Source organism: Salinivibrio sp. IB872 (genome assembly GCF_001995345.1).
GTDB lineage: Bacteria > Pseudomonadota > Gammaproteobacteria > Enterobacterales > Vibrionaceae > Salinivibrio > Salinivibrio proteolyticus.
The window spans coordinates 1-17134 of record NZ_MUFO01000029.1 but is presented as its reverse complement, the minus strand read 5'-3'; the positions used below and the strand labels follow the sequence as shown (position 1 = coordinate 17134).

The 17134-nt window shown below is 49.5% G+C and carries 14 protein-coding genes; 5 read left to right on the top strand and 9 right to left on the bottom strand.

The features are described from left to right. Window positions 1-121: 121 nt before the first annotated feature. Window positions 122-3316 (bottom strand): hybrid sensor histidine kinase/response regulator, encoded by a 3195-nt coding sequence (locus BZJ18_RS12010; protein WP_077457031.1) that lies wholly within the window; start codon window positions 3314-3316, stop codon window positions 122-124. Window positions 3317-3683: 367 nt separating this feature from the next. On the opposite strand from BZJ18_RS12010, the gene BZJ18_RS12005 reads away from it, so the two are divergent. The 3 genes from BZJ18_RS12005 to nagK all read left to right on the top strand — a co-directional run bounded on the left by BZJ18_RS12005 (window position 3684) and on the right by nagK (window position 5919). Further along, window positions 3684-4028, top strand: a complete 345-nt coding sequence (locus BZJ18_RS12005) for a DUF3802 family protein (protein WP_069588527.1) — start codon at window positions 3684-3686, stop codon at window positions 4026-4028. 132 nt (window positions 4029-4160) lie between these two features. Continuing rightward, complete coding sequence (locus BZJ18_RS12000; RefSeq protein WP_077457029.1) at window positions 4161-4907, top strand: tRNA-uridine aminocarboxypropyltransferase; 747 nt, start codon at window positions 4161-4163, stop codon at window positions 4905-4907. A gap of 106 nt (window positions 4908-5013) precedes the next feature. Beyond that, window positions 5014-5919 (top strand): N-acetylglucosamine kinase, encoded by a 906-nt coding sequence (gene nagK / locus BZJ18_RS11995; RefSeq protein ID WP_077457027.1) that lies wholly within the window; start codon window positions 5014-5016, stop codon window positions 5917-5919. Window positions 5920-6002: 83 nt separating this feature from the next. On the opposite strand, the gene BZJ18_RS11990 is transcribed toward nagK, so the two are convergent. The 4 genes from BZJ18_RS11990 to BZJ18_RS11975 all read right to left on the bottom strand — a co-directional run bounded on the left by BZJ18_RS11990 (window position 6003) and on the right by BZJ18_RS11975 (window position 11261). Then, a complete protein-coding gene (locus BZJ18_RS11990; protein ID WP_077457025.1) occupies window positions 6003-7082 on the bottom strand; it encodes a ketoacyl-ACP synthase III in 1080 nt (359 codons plus the stop codon). A gap of 127 nt (window positions 7083-7209) precedes the next feature. Beyond that, window positions 7210-8580, bottom strand: a complete 1371-nt coding sequence (locus tag BZJ18_RS11985) for an SLC13 family permease (RefSeq protein WP_077457023.1) — start codon at window positions 8578-8580, stop codon at window positions 7210-7212. A 210-nt stretch (window positions 8581-8790) separates the two neighbouring features. Beyond that, window positions 8791-9450: a SanA/YdcF family protein gene (locus BZJ18_RS11980; protein ID WP_077457021.1), complete on the bottom strand. Its 660-nt coding sequence runs from the start codon at window positions 9448-9450 to the stop codon at window positions 8791-8793. A gap of 119 nt (window positions 9451-9569) precedes the next feature. Beyond that, window positions 9570-11261, bottom strand: a complete 1692-nt coding sequence (locus tag BZJ18_RS11975; RefSeq protein ID WP_077457019.1) for an NAD-dependent malic enzyme — start codon at window positions 11259-11261, stop codon at window positions 9570-9572. A gap of 514 nt (window positions 11262-11775) precedes the next feature. Here BZJ18_RS11975 and BZJ18_RS11970 point away from each other — a divergent pair. Next, window positions 11776-12513 carry a substrate-binding periplasmic protein gene (locus tag BZJ18_RS11970; RefSeq protein WP_077457017.1) on the top strand — a complete coding sequence of 246 codons (738 nt, stop codon included), beginning with the start codon at window positions 11776-11778 and terminating at the stop codon, window positions 12511-12513. A gap of 75 nt (window positions 12514-12588) precedes the next feature. Here BZJ18_RS11970 and BZJ18_RS11965 read toward each other — a convergent pair whose 3' ends face one another. From BZJ18_RS11965 to BZJ18_RS11955, 3 genes are all read right to left on the bottom strand, one after another. Next, entirely contained in the window at window positions 12589-13071 is a 483-nt protein-coding gene (locus BZJ18_RS11965; protein ID WP_077457015.1) for a YajQ family cyclic di-GMP-binding protein, read from the bottom strand. Window positions 13072-13119: 48 nt separating this feature from the next. Beyond that, complete coding sequence (locus BZJ18_RS11960; RefSeq protein WP_077457013.1) at window positions 13120-14178, bottom strand: 3-deoxy-7-phosphoheptulonate synthase; 1059 nt, start codon at window positions 14176-14178, stop codon at window positions 13120-13122. Window positions 14179-14354: 176 nt separating this feature from the next. Then, entirely contained in the window at window positions 14355-15824 is a 1470-nt protein-coding gene (locus BZJ18_RS11955; RefSeq protein WP_077457011.1) for a protein adenylyltransferase SelO, read from the bottom strand. Window positions 15825-16013: 189 nt separating this feature from the next. On the opposite strand from BZJ18_RS11955, the gene BZJ18_RS11950 reads away from it, so the two are divergent. Next, on the top strand, window positions 16014-16847 hold the full coding sequence (locus BZJ18_RS11950; RefSeq protein ID WP_077457069.1) for a CvfB family protein: 834 nt from the start codon (window positions 16014-16016) through the stop codon (window positions 16845-16847). Between the two features lie 177 nt (window positions 16848-17024). On the opposite strand, the gene BZJ18_RS11945 is transcribed toward BZJ18_RS11950, so the two are convergent. Continuing rightward, window positions 17025-17134 (bottom strand): methyltransferase RsmF C-terminal domain-like protein (locus BZJ18_RS11945; RefSeq protein WP_131825288.1); only part of this gene is annotated, 110 nt, incomplete at its 5' end.

Here is a 17134-nt window from a genome sequence, read left to right as displayed (position 1 = left end):
TACCGTAGTTGTTTAACTGTCTCTTACTCAGTGTGGCACTGGATTGCGCAATTTGTACACTGGTTTTACCGATATCCGGATATGGGATCACGTTATCCCTCGTCATCCGCCGCTGATACCGCTATTCCGACCCGTCCAGAATTTGCGCAATAGCTGCCTCGAGGCGAGGTAGTGCTTGGTGGAGTTGGCGAAGCGCCGTATCTAATTCAGCGCTATCTTGTGCGGCCGCCGCTTTTTCTGCCGCTAGGCAATAGTGATATGTCTCTTGTGCGCCGATACTGCCTGCCGCGGATTTTTGTTTGTGTGCGGCGTCTTTTAATGCCGCCCAGTCGTGAAACGGTGGTGTGTGTTGTACAAGCTGGTGTAGGCAAGGCAGGCTGCGTGTYTTAAAAACGGCGATGATGTCTTGGTAAGCATCCTGTTGCCCGGCATATAGCCGCGTGATCACGCTGGCGTCTAGGATGAGGTGCTCGGCTGTCTGTTCCGCCTCAGGCGCGGTGTGCATATCGTCTGAGACAGGGACGCCTGAGGTGAAAGCGGCAAGCGCATTGTCGTCGTTTAACCACTTTTGCAAGGTCCCATGGAGCGCGTCGAGCTCAATGGGTTTGGTGATGTAATCGTCCATCCCAGCTTGAAAACAGCGGGTGTCTTCACCGCTCAGGGCGTTGGCGGTAATGGCTATGATTGGAATGCGTTGACCGCCTTGCTGTTGTTTTCTTAGTGCGGCGGTAAGATCGTAACCATCCATTTTGGGCATGTGGCAATCGGTGAGCACCAAATCCACCTCATGCTGTTGGTAAACACTCAGGGCCTGTTCACCATCTTCTGCCATCAGTACATCGAATCCGAGATAACTAAGCTGCTGGATCAGCACTTGCTGGTTAGTGGGGTTATCTTCGACGACTAAGATTCGCCCCCGTCCGGTTTTGAGTGGGGCTGACAGTGATAGCTCGTCACCATATTCACCGAGCGTACTGACATCGGGGCTTTCTAGCCCTAAGCAGACACGAAGACCGTGCACCAGTCGACGATAGGTCAATGGTGAGGCGAACAGTTCCACCACACGTTTATCTTGGTGACGAGCCAAGGAGAGGGTATGTCGCAGTGCAATCACATGGGCGAAAGTATACTGGTGAAGTTGGCTATCATTTAATACCGTTTCTGGGTCTTGGGTGATAATAACGAAGTGGGTGTTATCCGTTTGAGTTGAGTAGGGATGCGCATCAAGCGGTGTGAGCGTTTTATTGTGTGTCACTCGGTGTTTGATATCTAAGTGTTTTAAATAAGCGGTAATGGCGGTGCGTAACGCTCCGGCGGGTAAATCGATAAGTACCCACAGTGGTGCGCTCGATTCTGTGGCAATGGCAGGTTTAGTCTTTTCTGACAGGGGATTGATCGTGTACTCCAGCTCGACACGGAACTGTGTGCCTTTCCCTTCCTCACTGTGCACGCGGATCACGCCGCCAAGCAGGTCAACAATATTCTTACAAATCGCCAGTCCTAGGCCGGAACCACCATACTCGCGGGTAGTAGATGATTCAGCCTGATTGAATGGCTGAAAAATGGTTTCGAGCTTCTCTTGGCTAATACCAATTCCATTATCGGTGATTTCGATATCGAGCTTGGTTTTATCCGGCGAAGAGGCAGGCTGAGGCATGATCCAGACATCGACTTTCCCGGTCTGGGTCGACTTTCCGCCGGAAAACTTCACCGCATTACCAACCAAGTTATACAGCACTTGTTTAAGGCGGTTGGGATCCCCAATCAGCTGATCAGGAAGGCGCGGATCGATAAATAGTGACAGTGTCACGTTTCGCTTGTTGGCATGGTGGCTCACCGTTTCCATGACTTGCTCGACCGTCTCCGAGAGCGAAAAGGTAACGCGTTCAAACTGGAGCTTGCCCGCCTCCGTGCGAGAAAAATCAAGAATATCGTTAATAATCGACAACAGCGATAATGCCGATTCTCGCACTGTTGCAATCAGACTGTGTTGCGACGGTGAGAGCGGTGAACGGCGTAACATATCAATCATACCGATGACGCCATTCATTGGCGTACGAATTTCATGGCTCATGGTGGCGAGAAATTGAGCCTTCGCGCGCGAGGCACTTTCTGCGCGCTCTTTTTCTCGCATCAGCTGTTCTCGTGCTTGGTTGCGAGAGATGATATGCGCACGGAATATCACTAAACCATGCGCGATTTTACCAACCTCATCGGTGCGTTCTTGGTAGTCACTGAGCGGGGGCGTCATATCGCCTTTCACCAAGCTTTGCATGGTATCGGCCAGGTTGACGATAGGTTGTGTGAATGTGCGGTAGATATACACATACATGGCACCGCTCACAAACAAAATAAATAGCAGCAAATAACCAAGATTAAGCTGATTGGAATGAAGAATATCTTGCAAATCAACCATTGAGCTGCTGACAACCATACCCGTTTCGCGTGCAAAGCCAGAAAGGGCATTTTCTAGCGCTTGATATTCCTGATCACTGAGCGTTCGCACCGCCTTCATGGCTTCTATTTTGGCGCGAGGTTGATAATTATTGAAAATCGCAATGCCACTGCGCTTCAGGCTGGTAAAGTGCTGAGAAATTAATTCCAGTTTATTCAGGGACAAGGGATCATTGAGCTCGAACTTAGCCAGTGATAAGTAGCGCTCGAATGTTGCCATGTCGTCAGTAAAATCGCGACGACTGGTTTCTTGGCCATCGAGGTATTGGTTAAGCTCGGTGAGCATGTCGCCGTTTTCATCCTCGAGCTCATCAAGGTATTGTAAAATCGCGGCGTTGTCGGGCTGCGTCAGCTCTTGAGCGGCTTTTAATTCGGCGACGAGGCTATCGATCGGACGGACCACATCAATCGATAAACGCAATACTTGTTTGCGAGCCCATTGCTCAGCAACGGGGTCAAACTCGGTTAGTACTTTCTGATGAGCTTTACGTTGAAATCTTTCATACAGATGACGAATTTCCGCTAGCCGCTGGTGGCCGCTTGGTTTTATCCGTGCCAGTTTGTCTAGTTGGTTCTCGAATTCTTGTTGGTTTTCAAGGAACACGGCCAATGATTCATGACGCCCCATGACATATTTGAGCATGCTGGCATTCATTTCACCCGCCGCCCGCAGCAAGGTCATGGTAATAATGGCACTGGGGATTTCTTGGTTCGTGGCTTGCTCAACATCCCGATTAACGCGCTCTTGCATCACGTAACTGGATACAGAGAGGCCGAGCACCATCAGAGTAATAAAGGTCATGATCAGCCCGATTTTGCTGACAATACTTTTACTAAATGGGCGGGCACGGTTAGCTGTCATGCGTGTTTCCTACATCCTTGTGCGTGAATAGCGACGGGATCATCCCGGCTTGTTGCCATTGAGGCCTCTGCATCTTTGCCAACCCCCAGCTATACTGCTGATAGTTGCACTGGCGTTCAGTCCTTTGTATGAGCTTGTGCCTCAACACGGATTGTGGTTGTATGCTTGCCTAGCTCACGAATTTGACGACGTGTCGGTTCGACGTGGTCGCATGGCGTGCTATACACAATGCTATCTTATAGTATACATAGCGTTAAGCGGTGTACGAAGAAGCGTGACTAGCTTTCTAATTTCGTGCGCAAAAGGCGCATACACTTGACGATCGCGATACAATAGCGACATTAGAACAGTCTAAGGACAAGTAATCATGGTAGTAGACTCAGACGGGTATCAAGCACTGATCGAGCATTTTGCGTTTAATCTCTCTGTGTTTGAGCAACCGGGCGAAGCCATTGGCGATGATACGATTGCCGATATCGTCCATGATTTGGTCGCATCCAATATTATGACTATATGCGAGCAGAATCCTGGCCTTTCGTCAGCGTTGCGCTTTACCATCCTGAAAGAAGCTGACCGTGTGGTAGAAGACATGGAAGAAGTACTCGCGGGACGCTGGGAGCAACCTGTTACGGCAGAACAAGTGGGCTTTTTGGAAGAGTACATTGCACTCGTCAAAAATTTGTTTGATGGCGCTATGGTTGAACTGCGCTAAACAAAAGATCACTACATGCCACAGAGCTCAGTGTTGACTGGGCTCTTTTCCTGTCAGCACAACCTCTTTCAGCACTGCATCTCATTACTTTGCGTATAATAGGCACCTTTATCGTTATTGCCTGCTTGCCTTATGTCTGACGCAACCCCTTCCCATGCCATTCACCGCTTATACGAGAGGCGTCTTGCTCGCGCCACACGACCTTATCTTGCCCGAGGTGCAGGTGTTGAACGTTGTACCCAATGCATGTTGGTTCGCCGCTATTGTGTGTGTGAATACCGTCGTCAGTGTGAGACTAACGCCGCGTTTATGTTGATCATGTACGATGACGAAGTTCTTAAGCCGAGTAACACGGGGCGACTCATTGCTGACTGTATCCCTGATACCTCGGCGTATATTTGGTCGCGTACTGAGCCAGATCCTGAGATGCTGACGCGATTAGCCAATCCCGCTTACCAGCCTTATATTGTGTTTCCTGCCCAATATGCTGAGCCGTCTCGCGTTGTTTCTTCCCCAAAGCCTCATCCTAGCGGTAAACGTCCGTTATTTGTGATCATTGATGGCACATGGCGAGAAGCGAAGAAAATCTTTAGAAAAAGCTCTTGGCTTGATCGTTTTCCGGTTTTGAGTATTCAACCTGAGGCATTATCACGCTATCAAGTCCGTGACGCACACGGAGAGAATCAATTAGCGACCGCAGAAGTGGCAGCGCACGTGCTCGAAAACGCGGGTGACCGCCGAGCCGCGGTGCATTTAAGCCAGTGGTTTGATGTCTTTCGCGAACGTTATATTGCTGGGAAGCGACAAAAAACCTTACCTGAGGGAGATGCGTTAACCCGGTTTATGGCGATGCGTGACCAAACATCTTACGCGGGATAAAATATCTTGTTCTAAAGTAACGAAATATGTTGCGGCTCACGGACATTTATGACCGTTTGCTGAATAATAATTTGTATAAATAACGACACACAAAGGTGGCTGGGCCATGTATTACGGCTTTGATGTGGGCGGAACCAAAATTGAATTTGGCGCCTTCGATAAACAACTCAATCGTATAGCAACTGAGCGCTATGCGACACCGACTAAGGATTACGCAGCCCTGATTGATACCCTCGCCATGTTGGTCGAAAAGTACGACGCGACGTTCGGCGAAAAGGGGACGGTGGGGATTGGCATTCCCGGATCAGAAGCGGCAGACGGCACGGTGTTAACCGTGAATGTGCCTGCGGCTAACGGGATGCACTTGCGAGCGGATTTAGAAGCGCGCGTCGATCGCGAGGTGCGGGTGAGTAATGACGCCAATTGCTTCGCGCTATCGGAAGCGTGGGATGAGCAAGCCAAAGAAGCGAAAACCGTGCTTGGTTTGATTCTGGGTACCGGGTTTGGTGGTGGCTTGGTGATTAACGGTAAGGTGATCAACGGTAAAAACCAAATGGCCGGTGAAGTGGGTCATATGCGCATGCCTATTGATGCCTGGCTACGCTTGGGGGATAAACCACCCATGTTTGCCTGTGGATGTGGTAATCAAGGTTGTCTCGATAACTACTTGTCAGGACGCGGGTTTGAACAACTTTATGCCCATTATTACGCGCCGCTATCTGCCGTTGAGATCATCGAGCAATACCGGTTAGGCGAAACGAATGCCGTTGCGTTTGTTGACCGCTTTTTTGATGTGTTGGCGATGTGCTTTGGTGGGCTGTTAACCGCGTTTGATCCCGATATGGTGGTACTAGGCGGTGGTTTGTCTAACTTTGATGAAATTTATCACGAATTGCCCAAGCGTCTTCCTCATCACCTTTTGTCCGCGGCAAAACCACCGATGCTGATGAAAGCACAGCACGGTGATTCTGGTGGCGTACGCGGTGCGGCGTTTTTGCATCTCGCTCAGTAAGCAACGCCTGATAAAATACACAGCAAAAAGCCGACTTGATTGTCGGCTTTTTTTAGCGAGTGCGTATGTACCAAGCGTTAGGGCTAGGCTTGGCGATTCTGACATTGATCAACCGCGTAGGCAAGTAGCTCAAGCGCGGTTTTATCTGTGGCGGGTAATTCTGCATCCGATTGTTGCAGTGGCGTGGTGCGTTCACCCCAACGAATCAATCCCGCTCCCCAAGTTAAACCTGCCCCAAACGCGGCGGTCAGTAATTGGCTATGGGGTTTCACTACACCTTGTTCCACCGCTTCGCAGAGTGCGATAGGAATGGTTGCTGCCGAGGTGTTGCCATAGTGCTGAATATTCACAAATGCTTTATCTAGGCTAATGCCTGCGTGGTCACAAAGTGCTTCAATAATGCGTTTATTGGCTTGGTGAGGAACCACCACGTCAATTTGTTCAGCGCTGAGCTGATTACGCGATAACACTTGGTTCGCGGCAGCCCCCATTCCTTTTACAGCCCGTTTAAAAATGTCGCGGCCGATAAAGTCAAACGCGAAGTGACCATTTTGCGGATCAAATCTGTCCATCGCGGTGCCAAAAGCAGGAATTGCCAACACATCGCGTCCTGCTGAGTCGCATCCGAGCTGGGCGTCGAGAAGGCCCACTTCTTGATCGGTTTGACTAATAACCACCGCGCCAGCGCCATCACCGAACAACACCGCAGTATCACGTTTGCTCCAGTCGAGGTACCACGTTAAGTGTTCTGCCCCGATGATCAGCGCATGCTGATAATGGCCGGCTTGAAGCATCTTGGTTGCGGTTTCTAGGCCATAGAGAAAGCCGGTGCAGGCTGCATTCATATCAAATGCCGCCGCGCGTACTGCACCAAGATTACCTTGGACTTTGGAGGCAATGTTAGGAATTAAGGTATCCGGTGAGCAGGTTGCAACAATCAGTAGATCAAGCTGCGCTGCCTCAATCCCAGCAGCGGCCAGCGCACGTTGAGCGGCCACGGTGGCAAGATCTGAGGTTTCAACATGACTGACTCGGCGTGACTCAATACCGGTGCGGGAGCGGATCCACTCATCGTTTGTTTCAATAATTGTGCTGAGGTCATCATTGGTCAGCACCGCCGGAGGAAGACATTTTCCCCAGCCTGTAATTTCTGCAAATGCCATAGTTAGTTACGGTTAATGAAGCGTCGCAATAGTGTAAACCTGAAACTCTATTGAAACAATTTCGGGGTGAGAGTAGAGGAGAAAAACACTACCTAGCGCATATGCTAGGTAGTGTGATTGAACAGGGTTACCAGAATAACCAAGTAAAGACGGCTAAAACCATGATACAAATAATGTTTAGGTACAAACCAATACGCATCATGTCACGCTGTTCGATATGACCGGAACCAAAAACAATGGCGTTTGGCGGTGTCGCGACCGGCAGCATAAAGGCACAGGATGCCGCAATCGCAATCAGTGCAGATAGCGCCACAGGGGAAACACCTAACGCTTCTGCAATAGTGGCAAACACAGGGACGAGTAAGGCAGCACTGGCGGTATTGCTGGCAAATTCCGTCAGGAAAATCACAAAGGCGACGACACCTAACATGGTGAAGAAGATGCCGGAGCCGGTAAGGGCGCTGCTTAGGTGGTTAGCCAAAAATAGGCTTGTCCCAGTGGCTTTGAGTACGTTGCTTAGACAAATCCCGCCACCGAAAAGGAGCAAAACGCCCCAATCAGCAGTCTTTTCGATCTCCTTCCATTTCACGACACGGGTAGCACCCAGCAGCACAATGGCAGACAACGCGACGATGGAGTCAAACTTACTGAGGCCGCCTAGTAGGCTATTCAGTGGTTTGCTAAAGATCCATGCCGCGACGGTGAGTGCAAAAATTCCCATGGTGACTAAGCGAGGCAGCGTCCATTCGAACTGACGCTTCTCTGTCTCAAATGCATGGCTTAAATTAGGCTTGGTCAGCACATAGAGCACCAAGATGGCGATCGGCAGCAATACCAAGGTGATAGGCAATCCGATTTTCATCCAACCAACAAAATTCAGTCCCGCTTCTGCTGCGGCAATCGCATTGGGTGGGCTGCCGACGATGGTCGCAATCCCGCCGATACTCGCGCAATAAGCAATCCCCAGCAACACAAACACGTAGGTTCCATGATCTTTTTGGTTACTGACTTTACGTAAAATGCCGAGTACAAGCGGCAGCATCATCGCCGTGGTAGCGGTGTTGCTTATCCACATTGACAAGGCCGCAGTGACCCCAAACAGCATCATCACGGCAACGGACATTTTTCCTTTCGCGACCGTCAGTACCTTATTAGCGATGGCTTGATCCAGTCCTTGTGCTTGCAATGCCGCGGCAAGGGCAAAGCCACCCAAAAATAGGAAAATGATAGGGTTAGCAAAATTCGCCATCGCCGCAGGGGTTTCAAATACCCCTAAAACGACCGCCAGAATGGGAACGAGAATGGCAGTGATGCTGACATGGATAGCTTCAGTTAGCCAGAGCACCGCGATAAAGACGAGAAGGCTAAGACCTGTGGTCACTTGAGGGTCAAAGGGTAGGCTGTAGTACAGCGCGAAAAAGAGTGCGATATCGGCAAATAGGATCCACGCTTTTCTATCCAACCCGGAGGATTGGGAGGTCAAAGATTGCACATCCATAGGGCTTCCTTTTTGTTATAACGTCATCGTGCAATGCGGCACGTATTATTATGTTTTAAACACTGCACAGCACCTGCTGTGTCAGACGGCGCTAATATACGCCTTATTGAAGAGGGTGTTAATCGATTGCACGCTACTTTTTGAACGCTTGATTAAAAAGATGTGAAATTTGTGAGAGGAAAGAGAAAGAAAGGGTGGATTTGTACCCATTTACGATTCGGTAGCAGTGACACCATCAATTGGCTCTTTTGGGCCAGTAAACTTGGGTTTCACATTAAGGATAAAGCTATCTAACACGGCTTTAGTGCGTGCGAGCACTTCACGCAAACGGATCTTTATGCCAGCCCAGCCTTGTGGGCTTGCTACGGCATAGCAAATCGCATCAATATTGTTCACGTCAGCAAGAAATAAGGCTCGCTCACAGTGAAACTGCTGGCTGACGACGGTAAAGCGGGCCAAGCTAAACACCGTTTTGGCTCGAACCACGGAGTCGAGTGTACGAAAACCAGCATAATCGAGGTGAATAGCGTCGTCTGCGATCCCGGCTTTCAGTAGATCGCGCTTCATGGTCCAAGGTTCATTATAGGAGCGGTGCGCATTATCGCCGCTTAAGAGTAAATGACTCACCTTGTTCGCTTTATACAGTGCCTCTGCGGCCTCGATGCGGTGGGTATAGTAAGGATTCGGGGTTTTACCAATATACTTGCTGGTACCAAGCACTAATGCCACTTGACGTTTGGGCAGGTCGTCAACGTCGGTGTAAACGCGGTCACGCGCATTGAGTGTGATCGCTAAGTCACTAGCTACCATAGTAACCAGTGCGAAAATCACTGCGATAAACACCAATCGTGCGAGGCGCCGGATCGCCATACTACTTACTGTCCCTTTCAGAAATGCCATGCGGATAAGGCGTCAAGGTTGGCGCCTCAAGTGAATGGAATCCTAGCAAAAAAAGCTCCTCGAAAGGAGCTTTTTGTGTCAACCGCTGGTTAAAACGATGTGCGTTTATACTCACGGTATCTGGGTTCCCAGAAGCTATCATCAATGCGTTTTTTCAATGCCTCATCAGACAGCTCGGCCGCAACGCCTTCTTCAATCGCCTGTTTCGCAACTGCAAAAGCAATTTGCTTTGACACATAAGTAATATCCTCCAGTGAAGGAAGTAAGGCACCGGTGCCGCGCTTCGCTAATGGCGAACATTCAGCAAGTGCACGTGAAGAGGCCATTAACATGCCATCGGTCACGCGAGTGGCGTCCGCTGCAAGGACACCAAGGCCGATACCCGGGAAGATATAGCTGTTGTTACATTGCGCGATTGGGAAGGTTTTACCATTGTCTAGGCGCACGGGTTCAAACGGACTACCCGTCGCAACCAGTGCTTGGCCGTCTGTCCAGCGAAGAATGTCAAAGGGAGTGGCTTCGACTCGGCTGGTTGGGTTTGATAGGGGGAAGATAATCGGCCGTTTACAGTTATCATGCATGGCCTTAATTACATCTTCGGTAAAGAGGCCTGGTGCCCCAGAGACACCAATGAGCACGGTTGGCTGGGCATTACGTACCACATCCAACAGTGAAATATTATTGTCTTCTAATTGCCAGTCTTTTAATGCGCTGCTCTTTTGAACCAGTTTTTGCTGGAAGTCGAGTAGGTTTGGCATGGCATCAATGAGTAGGCCCCAGCGATCAACCATAAAGACACGCGCACGCGCTTGTTGATCGGAAATCCCTTCCGACACCATTTGGGCAATGATGGCTTCAGCAATGCCACAGCCGGCAGAACCTGCTCCAAGGAAGGTGATACGCTGCTCGGAGAGCTTAGTGCCAGCGGCTTTACAGGCAGCAATTAACGAACCCACGGTGACGGCGGCCGTCCCTTGGATATCGTCGTTAAAACAGCACACTTTGTCTTTGTATCGCTCAAGAATAGGCATCGCATTTTTCTGTGCGAAGTCTTCAAACTGAATGAGTGCATCCGGCCAGCGACGCTGCACCGCTTGGATGAATTCTTCAATAAAGTCGTCGTAATCTTGACCGCTGATCCGAGTATGGCGCCATCCCATGTACATAGGATCTGACAGACGTTGTGGATTGTTGGTGCCTACATCGAGCACGATTGGAAGCGTGTACGCTGGGCTAATGCCCCCACACGCGGTGTACAAAGACAGCTTTCCGATTGGAATGCCCATGCCGCCGATGCCTTGGTCGCCAAGACCAAGAATTCGCTCACCGTCGGTAACGACAATCACTTTCACATTGTGACGTGATGCGTTGTTTAAAACATCATCAATCCGATCGCGGTTTGGATAAGAGATAAAAAGCCCACGGCCTCGACGATAAATATTAGAGAAGTTCTCACAGGCAGCACCGACCGTTGGCGTATAAATGATTGGCATCATTTCGGTGATGTGGTTCGACACTAAGCGATAAAATAATGTCTCGTTGGTATCTTGAATATTGCGCAAGTAAATGTGCTTATCGATATCGTTTTCAAAGCGTTGGTACTGCTGGTAGGCGCGCTCGGTCTGCTCTTCAATGGTTTCAATGGCATCGGGTAGCAAGCCCTCGAGGTTAAAAAACTTACGTTCTTCGACGCTAAACGCACTGCCTTTGTTGAGAAGCGGGGTTTCGAGTAACGCAGGTCCCGCATAGGGAATGTAAAGAGGTCGCTTTTGATTATTCATGGATTATCAGACTCGGCATTGTCCAGGCTGGAATATGACTGACTTTATTGCTCACTCGATAACCTTAATCGTTAAAGTACGCATTATTAATGCGGACTAATTGAGCAATTATATGAAACAAGGGGTAAAGTTTAGTCATTAATGGTGACCCAATTCAACTTTTTTGCGTGGATGTGGGCGTCAACCATCATGTTTTTGCGTGTGCTGAGTGTAAACATTCGTATTAACGCGCAAGCATGAGATATCGCTATATGCATCAAGGTGTTGAATTGTCAGAAAACAAACTTGGGGAATAGCTCACAGCCGTGTTTAAAATTACGCAGGGTGATTTTTCGCTGACTATACTCACCAGTGATAACGGTTAGCACGGTGCTTGTATGTGGTTAAACCACAACCGCATGAACACCATGTTGTGGCAACCAAGAAATGGCGTCACATATAAGTACGGGTTACCCGAATAATAATATTGGCTGGGCGTCTGTTTTTATGGAATGAACAACAAAGAGGTAGTCCAATGAAGTCACTCATCGCCGCCAGTTTACTGGTGTTTTCAACTACGATAGTTGCTGCCAACCTAAGCGACTTAAATTATATCACTGAGGTTTACCCCCCTTTTAACTATGAAGAGAACGGGCAGTTGAAAGGGATTGCCGTGGATTTCCTCGAAGCGGCTACCGAAGCAGCGGGTGAGCCTATTACCCGTGATCAAGTTAAGATCCAACCTTGGGCGCGTGGCTATGCCACCGCATTGTCTGATCCAAACACGGTACTGTTTTCAACCACCCGAACGGAAGAGCGCGAAGATAAGTTTAAGTGGGTAGGTCCCATCACAGATACCAAAATTGTCGTATGGGCACCGAAAAGTAAAGGGATCACCATTAACAGCGGCAGCGACTTTGCCAACTACAAAGTTGGGGTGGTACGTGACGATGTCGGTGAGCATTTGTTGCGCAGCCTAGGCGTTAGCGATAACGCATTGCGTCTCTCACCTAAAGCAGACTTGCTCGCTAAACAGCTCGCGGCGGGCCGCGTAGATATGTGGGCGTATGAAGAAAACGTCAGCTCCTTCATCATGAGTCAAAACAATGTGGACACAAGCCAGTTTGAAGTGGTGTATGTGCTGAGTGAAGCGCAATTGTATTACAGCCTGAGCAAAAGCACGCCTGATAGCTATGTAGAGAAATTGCAAGCTGGGGTAGATAAAGCGATTGCAAGCGGGGCGCTCGATGAAATCAAAAGCCAGTATAAGTAGTGTTAGCTGATAACGACACTGTCTTTACAAGCAAAACGGGCCAAATGGCCCGTTTTTTGTGGTAGATGTTGCACATTAGTCGCGAAAGTTTTCGAACTGGAAAGGCTGCTCAAAATCACTGTCTTTTACCAGCTGAATCACCGCTTGAAGATCATCGCGTTTTTTACCGGTTACTCGGACTTGTTCGCCTTGAATTTGTGTTTGTACTTTCATTTTGGCGTCTTTGATAGCTTTAGTGATTTTCTTGGCAACGGGGGTTTCAATGCCATTTTTGAATTTCACTTGCTGCGAGAAGCTTTTGCCTGAGTGCACCATATCTTGAATATCCATGGCACGCGAATCCACGCCACGTTTGGCAAGGTTATTACGCAGGATATCCATCATCTGGTTGAGTTGGAAATCTGCCTCTGCAATGACTTTCACGGTTTCTTTGTCCAGCTCGAAGCTCGCTTCAACGCCACGAAAATCAAAACGCGTCGCCAGTTCGCGACTTGCATTATCTACGGCGTTCTTCAATTCAACCTTGTCGATTTCAGACACAATATCAAAAGAGGGCATAGTTCTGTCCTTTTCTCACATGACGGATGTCATGTCGCTGATCAATAATTAATAGGCTTGATGTCGCTTAGCACTTGCAGTGGCCAGTCGCTCAAGCAAGCGTTCAGTATCCTGCCAGCCAAGGCAAGGGTCGGTAATAGACTGGCCATATCGGCGCGACGCGCTATCACCCATAGGTTGGTTGCCTTCTTCTAAAAAGCTTTCTGCCATAATACCCGCAATGGCGGTACTTCCGTTAGCCAGTTGCGTCGCAATATCCTCTGCGACATCTAACTGACGGCGATGCTGTTTCTGGCAGTTGCCATGGCTAAAGTCTACCACTAATTTGGCCGGCAACCCGAAGCTCGATAAGGTTTCTGAGGCCGCTTGCACATCTTTTTGATAGTAATTGGGTTGATGGCCGCCACGTAAAATAACGTGGCCATCAGGGTTACCTGCTGTGCGATAAATGGTCATAGTGCCATGCTTGTCTGGCGAGCAAAACAGGTGTGACTCACGGCTCGCACGAATGGCATCGACAGCGATACGAATATTGCCATCAGTGCCATTCTTAAACCCTACTGGGCAAGACAAGGCGGATGCCATTTCGCGATGGATTTGAGACTCGGTTGTACGCGCACCGATGGCCCCCCAGCTGATCAAGTCGGCAATATATTGGCCGGTGATCATATCGAGAAACTCGGTCGCAGTGGGTAAACCCATTTTATTGATATCGAGTAACAACTCACGGGCAGTGAACAGCCCAGCACGAATATCACCGCTCCCATCAAGGTGAGGATCGTTTATCAAACCTTTCCAACCGACAACCGTGCGCGGCTTTTCAAAGTAGGTACGCATGACAATCAGTAACTGATCGGAGTAAGTCTCTGCCAATCCTTTTAACCGTTTGGCGTACTCGCGTGCAGCGTCAGGATCGTGCACGGAGCAAGGCCCAATCACCACAAGTAGGCGCGGGTCATGGCCATTAAGAATTTGGCTGATTGCATGACGCGAAGCAGTAATATGGTGAGCAACATTGTCGCTGATGGGGTGGGCGGCTTCCACCTCTGCGGGCGTGGGCATGGTATCAACCACGCGGGTGCGAAGTTCATCGGTTTTCAGTGGCATAGAGGACAGCCTTCCTCACATCTTAATCTGTTGCGAAGCCAGTAAGATAGCAAAAATCGCGGCCCTTGAAAGCATGAATGTGATATCCGTAGCGTTTTTAAGGCGGTTTTGACCAGAAAAATGCTGGTTAGGGCTGTCGACGAGCTAATTTTTTGCCCGTCATCAGTCACCGATAGTTAGGACGAACAGCTCAATGCGAGGCCTTTATTGTCATCCGTTGGCGGGTTGGCTAAGTGCGCGAGCGACGGGTGCTCATCGAAGGGATGGGCAAGTACCGTCATTAAGTCATGGGTTGGTTGTAAGTCGCCTTTTTCAGCCGCCTCGATCGCCGCTTGGGCCAAATAGTTGCGTAAAATATACTTTGGATTGGTGCGCTGCATGCAGGCCAGACGAGTCGCATCATCCAGTGTATGCACGCGCTGTTGGTACGCGGATAGCCATTCAGTTAATGCTTGCGTGTCTTGGCAGATGGATTTGAACTGGTTCAGGGTGCCGGCTGTTAGGAGTGCGTCACCACGATGCTGACTGAGTTGATAGAAAAAGCACGTATAGTCGGTTTGATTTCCCTCTAGCAATGCAAAGAGCTGATTAAACAAGTCACTGTCTGACGGCTGTGCGTCGGACAAGCCCAACTTATCGCGCATGGCGCGGCTATAGGCAACTTGTAGTCGATGTTCAAAGCCGCCAAGAATATCGTTAATCACATCCTTATCCACGAGAGGCGTAAAGGCATAGCCCAGTGCGGACAGATTCCAAAGTGCGATGGCAGGTTGCTGATTAAACGCATAGCGACCACTGTAATCAGAATGGTTGCAGATATAACCTGGATCGAAATCGTCTAAAAAGGCATAAGGGCCGTAATCGAAGGTCTGACCGAGAATCGACATATTATCGGTATTCATCACTCCGTGGTTAAAGCCGACGGCTTGCCACTGGGCAATCATGTCCGCCGTTCGCTCGACAATTTCTTGTAGCAATGCGGCATAGGGGGTCTCAGCCTCGGCCAGTTCAGGGAAATGACGTGCAATCACATAGTCGGCCAGCGTGCCTAGCGCCTCATGCTGCTGACTGTAAAACAAGTACTCGAAGTGGCCAAAGCGGACGTGACTCTCGGTAACGCGAAGTAGCGTTGCGGCAGTTTCGATGCGCTCGCGCATCACAGGGGTGTCGCTGGTGGCCATCGCAAGTGCCTGTGTGGTCGGAATGTTGAGTCCTGTCATGGCGGCACTGGCGAGATACTCACGGAGCGTCGAGCGTAACACCGCACGTCCATCACCGTGGCGGCTGTATGGCGTTTTTCCCGCCCCTTTTAGGTGCCAATCCCACAAGGTGCCATCGGCATCGCGCCATTCCCCTAACAAGACACCACGGCCATCGCCGAGCGCGGGGTTATATTGACCAAACTGGTGACCGGTGTATTTCATCGCAAACGGTGTTCGGCCGGCTAACGGCTGCTCTGCGGATAAAATCGCCCGAAACGCTTCCGAGGTGAGCTCGGATTCATTCAATCCAAGCTGTTTTGCCACTTCGGCGTTATAGGTGAAAAGCCGACCGTTTTCGAGCGCGGTTGGCGTGACGTGTTCGCCAAATGCACTGCCAAGCTGGCTAAAACTAAAGCTGATATGTGAGCCGTTAAATACTGCCATGAATTCCCCCTATGGTCTTCACTCAAGCCTAACAGGGATTGCGTCGCTAACAAGAGACAGAAAGTAGGGGTATAGCGGGAAATAGGCAGTGCTTGATGGATTTTTATCCGTTTGAGTGGTGTTTTGGCTGCGCATATCAAGATGAAATTGCGTATACTCACCGCCATTACTTTCTACAGCGTTGAGACAATGATTAAACTAGGCCAATACAACACATTGACGGTAGTGAAGCAGGCAGACTTCGGGGTGTTTCTTGATGGTGATGAGTTCGGCAATATTTTGCTGCCAACCCGGTACGTCCCTGAAAATACCCGTGTCGGCGACGAGCTTAAGGTGTTTATCTATTTCGATTCCGAAGACGATATTATCGCCACTACTGAAACGCCATTGGCTCAAGTGGGTGAGTTTGCATCTTTGCGCTGTGTTGGTGTCAATTCGGTTGGCGCGTTTGTCGATTGGGGCTTGAGCAAAGACTTGTTGGTGCCTTTTAGTGAGCAACGCACGCGAATGGAAGAGGGTAAACCTTATGTGGTTCGCGTCTACACGGATAAAGCCTCGGGCCGTATCGTCGCTAGCCGCAAATTCAACAAGTTTATCAGCGACGAAAAGCCTCGTTTAAAAGCGGGCGACAAAGTGTCGGTAATCATTACGGATATCACGGATCTCGGCTTTAAGTGTGTGGTGAATAATCAGCACTGGGGGCTTATTTATCGCGCTGAAGCGTTCGGGAAGCTGTTTATCGGTAAGAAGTTGAGTGCGTTTGTTAAAACGGTGCGCGACGATGGTAAGTTGGATCTTGCTCTACAAAAACACGGTAAAGCGCGGGTTGATGATTTAAGCGATAAAATTTTGCAAACCCTAGATAAAAAAGGGGGCTTTTTGCCGCTTAACGACAAAAGCTCCCCGGATGCGATTTTTGCCTTGTTCCGCACCAGTAAAGCGACCTTTAAAAAGACCTTGGGTGGCTTGTACAAGCAACGCAAGATTCGTATTGAAGCGAATGGCATTTACCGCGTTAAGTGACGGCGTCACGCAAGACAAGACAAAAAAAGGCTCGGAACGTCCTGTTCCGAGCTCAGGGAAAGGGCTCATTGGAGCCAGATGCCAATTTAGGTTGTGTTTCCACTAAAGTTTAGTTTATCAATACAGCTTTGCCAGTTTCTTTCCCTGTGAACTATTATCAACACCATTTCATATCGATTAAAACAAGTTGCTATCGCGAACTTGATCGCGAGGTAGACCATTTTTAATCCGATTCCCGACCCATTTGCCGAGTCCGAGCACGTCTCCTTGATAGGTCACAATGACAT

Excerpts from the sequence above, each read along its gene's own strand:
- BZJ18_RS11955 (WP_077457011.1), bottom strand. The coding sequence starts at position 15,824 with ATGGCAGTATTTAACGGCTCACATATCAGCTTTAGTTTTAGCCAGCTT.
- BZJ18_RS11990 (WP_077457025.1), bottom strand. The coding sequence starts at position 7,082 with ATGGCATTTGCAGAAATTACAGGCTGGGGAAAATGTCTTCCTCCGGCG.
- BZJ18_RS11965 (WP_077457015.1), bottom strand. The coding sequence starts at position 13,071 with ATGCCCTCTTTTGATATTGTGTCTGAAATCGACAAGGTTGAATTGAAG.
- BZJ18_RS11980 (WP_077457021.1), bottom strand. The coding sequence starts at position 9,450 with ATGGCGATCCGGCGCCTCGCACGATTGGTGTTTATCGCAGTGATTTTC.
- BZJ18_RS11975 (WP_077457019.1), bottom strand. The coding sequence starts at position 11,261 with ATGAATAATCAAAAGCGACCTCTTTACATTCCCTATGCGGGACCTGCG.
- BZJ18_RS12000 (WP_077457029.1), top strand. The coding sequence starts at position 4,161 with ATGTCTGACGCAACCCCTTCCCATGCCATTCACCGCTTATACGAGAGG.
- BZJ18_RS11950 (WP_077457069.1), top strand. The coding sequence starts at position 16,014 with ATGATTAAACTAGGCCAATACAACACATTGACGGTAGTGAAGCAGGCA.
- BZJ18_RS12005 (WP_069588527.1), top strand. The coding sequence starts at position 3,684 with ATGGTAGTAGACTCAGACGGGTATCAAGCACTGATCGAGCATTTTGCG.
- nagK (WP_077457027.1), top strand. The coding sequence starts at position 5,014 with ATGTATTACGGCTTTGATGTGGGCGGAACCAAAATTGAATTTGGCGCC.
- BZJ18_RS11970 (WP_077457017.1), top strand. The coding sequence starts at position 11,776 with ATGAAGTCACTCATCGCCGCCAGTTTACTGGTGTTTTCAACTACGATA.
- BZJ18_RS11985 (WP_077457023.1), bottom strand. The coding sequence starts at position 8,580 with ATGGATGTGCAATCTTTGACCTCCCAATCCTCCGGGTTGGATAGAAAA.
- BZJ18_RS11960 (WP_077457013.1), bottom strand. The coding sequence starts at position 14,178 with ATGCCACTGAAAACCGATGAACTTCGCACCCGCGTGGTTGATACCATG.